The 6178-nt window shown below is 40.5% G+C and carries 7 protein-coding genes and 4 tRNA genes; 4 read left to right on the forward strand and 7 right to left on the reverse strand.

The annotated features are described in order from the left end of the window. The 5 genes from FKN05_RS16270 to FKN05_RS16290 form a co-directional block, all read right to left on the reverse strand. The coding region (locus FKN05_RS16270; RefSeq protein WP_249339338.1) for a GTP-binding protein at nucleotides 1-128 on the reverse strand (128 nt) is incomplete at its 3' end. Nucleotides 129-231: 103 nt separating this feature from the next. Beyond that, nucleotides 232-307 (reverse strand) — tRNA-Thr (locus FKN05_RS16275). Nucleotides 308-320: 13 nt separating this feature from the next. Further along, nucleotides 321-395, reverse strand: a tRNA-Gly gene (locus FKN05_RS16280). A gap of 35 nt (nucleotides 396-430) precedes the next feature. Continuing rightward, nucleotides 431-515: transfer RNA gene (locus FKN05_RS16285), tRNA-Tyr, on the reverse strand. A gap of 31 nt (nucleotides 516-546) precedes the next feature. Continuing rightward, nucleotides 547-622 (reverse strand) — tRNA-Thr (locus FKN05_RS16290). 204 nt (nucleotides 623-826) lie between these two features. Between FKN05_RS16290 and coaA the strand changes: the two genes are divergently transcribed. Continuing rightward, the gene (gene coaA, locus FKN05_RS16295) at nucleotides 827-1750 is read left to right on the forward strand and encodes a type I pantothenate kinase (protein WP_099609992.1); all 924 of its coding nucleotides are present in this window, start codon (nucleotides 827-829) and stop codon (nucleotides 1748-1750) included. Nucleotides 1751-1783: 33 nt separating this feature from the next. Here the strand turns inward: coaA and birA are convergent, their stop codons facing one another. Both birA and murB read right to left on the reverse strand, forming a co-directional pair. After that, the gene (gene birA, locus FKN05_RS16300) at nucleotides 1784-2761 is read right to left on the reverse strand and encodes a bifunctional biotin--[acetyl-CoA-carboxylase] ligase/biotin operon repressor BirA (RefSeq protein ID WP_099609991.1); all 978 of its coding nucleotides are present in this window, start codon (nucleotides 2759-2761) and stop codon (nucleotides 1784-1786) included. Continuing rightward, complete coding sequence (gene murB / locus FKN05_RS16305) at nucleotides 2758-3801, reverse strand: UDP-N-acetylmuramate dehydrogenase (protein WP_170887985.1); 1044 nt, start codon at nucleotides 3799-3801, stop codon at nucleotides 2758-2760. The genes birA and murB overlap by 4 nt, the downstream gene beginning before the upstream one ends. Nucleotides 3802-3866: 65 nt before the next feature. On the opposite strand from murB, the gene FKN05_RS16310 reads away from it, so the two are divergent. The 3 genes from FKN05_RS16310 to FKN05_RS16320 form a co-directional block, all read left to right on the forward strand. Then, nucleotides 3867-4289 (forward strand): GNAT family N-acetyltransferase, encoded by a 423-nt coding sequence (locus FKN05_RS16310; protein ID WP_170887987.1) that lies wholly within the window; start codon nucleotides 3867-3869, stop codon nucleotides 4287-4289. A gap of 102 nt (nucleotides 4290-4391) precedes the next feature. Next, nucleotides 4392-5732: a CDP-diacylglycerol--serine O-phosphatidyltransferase gene (pssA, locus tag FKN05_RS16315; protein ID WP_099609989.1), complete on the forward strand. Its 1341-nt coding sequence runs from the start codon at nucleotides 4392-4394 to the stop codon at nucleotides 5730-5732. Between the two features lie 334 nt (nucleotides 5733-6066). Then, a partial coding sequence (locus FKN05_RS16320; protein WP_524540903.1) for a helix-turn-helix domain-containing protein occupies nucleotides 6067-6178 on the forward strand: 112 nt, incomplete at its 3' end.

The raw sequence follows: 6178 nt of genomic DNA on the forward strand, positions 1-6178 counted from the left end.
TCACCGCCATATACTTTTGAAAGTACAGTACAGATAGCTGCGGTTAGAGTGGTTTTACCGTGGTCAACGTGGCCGATAGTACCAACGTTTACGTGCGGTTTCGTACGTTCAAATTTTGCTTTAGACATGGGTTGTCCCTCTAGGTACGGATTTAGGTGGCTCTTATTGATGACCACGCAACCAAAAATTCAATAATAAAGTATATATCAAAAGGAAATGTTTGCTTAGAGCTGGTGCTGATAGGCAGACTCGAACTGCCGACCTCATCCTTACCAAGGATGCGCTCTACCACCTGAGCTATATCAGCACTCTAAAATGAGTGGAGCGGGCAGCGGGAATCGAACCCGCATCATCAGCTTGGAAGGCTGAGGTAATAGCCATTATACGATGCCCGCAACACGTAACTCTGTGAGCTATTTCCTTAAGAATATGGTGGAGGGGGACGGATTCGAACCATCGAAGGCGGAGCCGGCAGATTTACAGTCTGCTCCCTTTAGCCACTCGGGAACCCCTCCAAAATTTATTTATCACTCTTCCGAAAAAGAATGGTGCCGACTACCGGAATCGAACTGGTGACCTACTGATTACAAGTCAGTTGCTCTACCTACTGAGCTAAGTCGGCATAAGTGGGGCGCATTCTATTGAATGATCTGCAACCTTGCAACCCTAATCTAGAAAAAAAATTAATTTTCACTCTATTTTTATTTATTCGCTGTTTTTTTAGACATTTTTTAGTTTAATCGCTAATTCTTCTGCGTTTCTCATTTGCAAGATGAGCTGCATATTGTATGTTCCCCACTCATTCTAATAATACGATTAAACATTTATGAGTCCGTATCTGTCTTTTGCTCGTCACCAGTGGGCTGAGCTACGTAACTCAGTGCCTATGACACTGTCAGAAAGTGATCTTCAAGAATTGCAAGGTATTAACGAAAGTTTAACGATGAAAGAGGCGGTAGAGATTTATCTTCCGCTAGCACGGTTATTAAATCTTTATGTAGCCGCTCGACAAAGTCGCAATACGGTGCTCAACCAATTTCTCGGTAATGCAGAAAAAGCCCCTCCCTTTATTATTGGTATTGCTGGCAGTGTTGCGGTAGGGAAAAGCACAACAGCACGATTATTACGCGCGTTACTGTCTCGGTGGGACAATCATCCCAAAGTCGAGCTGATTACTACCGATGGTTTTTTATATCCTAATAAAATTCTACATGAACGCAACATCATGCATAAAAAGGGCTTTCCTGAATCTTATGATATTCGTCGCTTGGTTGAATTTGTTTCGGAAGTCAAGGCTGGACAGCCGAATGTGACCGCTCCGATCTATTCACATCTTACGTATGATATTACTGATGAGTTGAAAGTTGTTGATCGTCCAGATGTACTGATCATAGAAGGATTAAATGTACTACAAAGTGGGATGGATTACCCTCACGACCCTCACCGTGTGTTTATCTCTGACTTTTTAGATTTTTCAATTTATGTAGATGCCGACGCTGAGATGATCGAAAAGTGGTACGTGGAACGTTTTATGAAGTTTCGTCATGGTGCATTTAAAAAACCAGGCTCTTATTTTAGCCACTATACCCAGCTGAGTGAAGCAGAGGCAATTGCTAAAGCAAAGTATATTTGGCAATCGATTAACGGTAAAAATTTACAAAAAAATATATTACCAACCAAAGAACGAGCCCAGCTTATCTTAAGAAAGGGGTTACATCATAGTGTAGAGAATGTGTTACTACGCAAATAACGCCGATTTACCTAATAGCCTAGTTTGGATAGCCTAGTTTGGAAAGTCCGGTTCATTTTTGCGCAGCGAAATTTCTCCGCCGATATAACTTTGTATCCCTTGCTTCGTTTCTAATAGCACGCCGCCATGCGAGTCAATACCTCGTTCTATTCCAACAATTTCTTGAGGCCCGATAATGAGACGAACTTGGCGATCAATGAAATTATCTAACCGATTCCAGCGTTCTACAAAATTTTGCATTCCTGTATATTGATACTGTTGGAGTGCTTCATTAAGCGCTTTAATCAATTGTATCGCTAATTGATTACGATCAATCCGCTTTTGTTTACTTACTTGTGCAAGACTTGTCCATGGTTGATCAATTTCATTTTCTTTCTCTTGCATAGCAATGTTCATACCGATTCCAATGACAAGGTTCGCAGCTCCGCCAGCCTGTCCAGTCATCTCAACTAAAATTCCTGCAAGTTTTCTATCTTTAAAATAAAGATCATTTGGCCACTTTAGCTTAACACCTGAAAAACCCATTTGTTCAAGCGCTTCCACCACAACCACTCCAACGACTAAACTCAATCCCACCGCAGCAGCCATACCAGCATCTAACCGCCAGTACATTGAGAAATAGAGGTTCGCCCCAAAAGGAGAGACCCACTGGCGGCCTCTTCGTCCTCGGCCGCTTTGCTGATATTCAGCAAGGCAAACCGAACCGGAGTTTAATTGACCTATGCGATCCAATAAATACTGGTTAGTGGAATCAATAATAGGACAAAGCTCAACCGTATTCTCCACTTCAGATTGAATAACCTTTTGATTTAATAAGGTTAGAGGTTCCGCCAACTGGTAACCTTTACCTTGCACGCGGAAGATATCGACCCCCCACTCTTGAATGCCTTGAATATGTTTACTGATCGCGGCTCGAGACATACCCAACTGTTCGCCCAATGATTGCCCAGAATGAAATGCGCCATCAGCTAGTCGATCTAATAAGCTTAACTTTATACTGTATTCTCTCATTTATTATTTCCCGACCATTCGCTCAGTTTAACTTCTTCTCTCGCCCCCATGAAGCGGACTTCATGCTCTAAGTCAATGCCAAACTTTTCAAAAACATCATGGCAAACTTTAGTCGCTAACTGAATGACATCATCTGATGTCGCATTCGCAATATTGACAATAACCAAAGCCTGTTTAGTGTGCACTTGAGCACCACCGACTCTGCTTCCTTTCAAACCAGCTTGATCAATAAGCCACCCTGCAGCGACCTTCATTCCATCATTGGTTGGATGAGCGACCATCTCTGGGAATTGGCGCTTTAACTGATGATAGCGCTCCAAGCTAATAATCGGATTCTTAAAAAAACTACCCGCATTACCACTTTCTCTCGGATCGGGGAGTTTTTCTTTTCTGACCTGACATACGAGACGGTAAATATCATCGGCAGAACAATCGGCAGGTAAGCTTTTTAAAGGGCCATAAGAAAGATTCGGAGTCCATGACTTAGACAGCATTAAACCTACCGCGATAATAATCGCTTTATTACTGAGCGCGTGTTTAAAAATAGAGTCTCGATAGCCGAATTGACATTCTGAACGGCTTAATCGCTTAATGCGAAAGGTTTTGAGACATAAGTAGTCCACATACTGGCAGACATCTTTAAATTCGACACCATAGGCACCAATATTTTGAATTGGTGCCGAGCCTGCGCAACCAGGTATCAATGCTAAGTTTTCCAATCCAGCAATCCGATGCGCAATACACCAGTCAACCAACGCTGGCCAATCCTCACCACCAGCGATATGTAAAAAATGATGATGCATATCTTCTGTATGATCAATTCCAGATAAACGATTGATAATTACTAACCCTTGATAGGGCTCGGTAAAGAGCACATTACTCCCTTTGCCCAGAACTAATTTAGGTTCTTTTTTTAACTCATCATTTTGATAGATACGTATGATTTCATCAACCGAGTTAACAATAGCTAACCATTTACATGATTCTTGGATATTAAAGGTATGGTAGGCTTGAAGATTTGCGCTATGATGTAATTGCATGACATTCTTTAAATAAATTAACCTAAGTTCATTCTACAATAGATACTCTATGAAGCCAGATACAAATGCTTACTCTACAGTTTGAACAGATAGAAACCGTGAAGTTACCGTTAATCAAACGTTTCTACAAACTGCACTACTCAACCGCTAAACCCAAAAGCGACGAATTAACTATCGCTGCTTATCAACAAGGAGAGATAAAGGCAGTCGTGCGGTTTCGCTCTATTGCACAGTACCGATTATTAACCGGCATGGCGGTGGCAAGCGATCTAAGAGGGCAAGGCATCGGTCAGCAATTATTAATCTATTGTCAACAAAACATTATGAAACATTTAGACTATTGTTTTGCATACTCGCATCTGACATCCTTTTATAATAAAGGCAATTTTTATGCTCTAAAACCAGAGCAACTACCAACAGAATTGCAAGCCCTGTTACAACGATATCAGTCAAACGGAAAAAATCTCATTCCAATGCAGTATATTTAATGATTTATGTTAAAAAACAGCCTCTTTTCTAGCCTTTAATTATACTATTTTGGTAAGATTCTCAGCTCGCAATTTTGTACATACGTAAGGTAAAGCATCACTATGATGGCTCGTAGAAATACATTCGAACAACTGCCCGCTATTGCACAAGACCCCAGCAAGTTTCGTGTATTGTTTTCAGCGAAAGAGTTCAGAACCCATCTTATTGACTCCATTCGTCAAGCTAGCAAACGTATCTATATTGTTGCGTTATATCTCGAAGATGATGAAGCCGGAAGAGAAATACTCACCGAGCTTTACCAAGCCAAACAACGTAATCCGGGGTTAGATATTATTATTTGTGTCGACTGGCATAGAGCTCAGAGAGGCCTAATTGGTGCACAAAATTCAACCGGGAACGCTGCTCTTTATTGCTCCTTACAAAAACAATATAGCCATTGTATTCCGGTTTATGGTATCCCTGTCCGAGGAAAAGAAGTTTTTGGTGTCTTACACCTAAAAGGCTTTATTATTGATGATCAAGTCATCTATAGTGGAGCGAGTATCAATAATGTTTATTTACATTATCATTCACGTTATCGCTTTGACCGCTACCATACGCTAGAAAATAAAACGCTTGCCGATAGTATGGTGACCTTTATTCAGCGAGAAATGCTTGAGCACCCAGCGGTTAACGATCTAGCCTGTGACAATAAACCCAAAACGAAAGATATAAAGTTTGATATTCGACAATTTCGAGCCGCACTAGCACTCGCTAACTACCCTTTTAAGCCGGAAAAAGTAGCTTCAAGTCAAGTTGCGGTGACACCACTGGTTGGTATAGGTAAACGTCGCAATCATCTCAATCAAACTATTGTAGATTTGATAGCCCAAGCAAACGAAGAAATTTTCATCTGTACACCTTATTTTAACTTTCCTAAGTCTGTGGCGAAAGAAGTAAAAAAAGCCCTTAAACGTGGTGTTAGTGTTCATTTGATTGTAGGCGATAAAACAGCCAATGATTTCTACATTCCACCGCAAGAGACATTCAAAACCATCGGTGGGCTTCCCTATTTATACGAGCTAAATCTACGTAGATTTGCCAAAATTAATGAAGCCAATATTGCTAGCCGAAAATTATCCATACATTTATGGAAAGATGCGGATAATAGCTTCCATCTGAAAGGAATTTGGGTTGATAAGCGCTATATGTTAATTACAGGGAATAATCTGAATCCTCGAGCGTGGAAACTCGATTTAGAAAACGCCATTCTAATTAAAGATGAAAACCAACATCTCACCGCAAAATTTGAACAAGAGATGGAAAATATTCTGCAGCATACACAGTTAGTTTGCACCTATAAACAAATAGAAAAACTAGACAATTATCCAGATACCGTACAGAAGTTGATAAGAAGAGTCACTCGAGTGAAAGCCGATAGAGTATTAAAGCAAATCCTTTAATACAATCTAAATAAATAGATGATCTAATTAACTCCATTCAATATCAGGATGGATTTACTCACTTGCCGACTACCTGCAACTCCAAGTTGTTTGGATAGAAAAAGGTCGTCATGCGGTGGTCGCTATGGATGGCGCAAGCTAGCATACCTGCGATATTGCCGATCACTTCCATAATATCAGCGTGATCAAGCTTCCTCCCTACTCACCAGGGTTATACCAATCTAAATAAAAATATGATCTAATTAAGGCTATTTAACTACTACCGTCATTCATCATGAATAGCCTTAATAATATCAACTTTAAAAAGCTCGCCAGTCAACAAAAATCCATTCAGATGAAAATGAGATTACTGGCTCTTGCTCATTTCAAAGATGGACAATCTCGAACACAAATTGCCAAATACCTAAAAGTGAGCCGCACTAGCGTAAACAAATGGGTTCAAACCT

Origin of the sequence: Vibrio sp. 1-1(7), assembly GCF_013048485.1 — a bacterium.
Lineage (GTDB): Bacteria > Pseudomonadota > Gammaproteobacteria > Enterobacterales > Vibrionaceae > Vibrio > Vibrio fujianensis.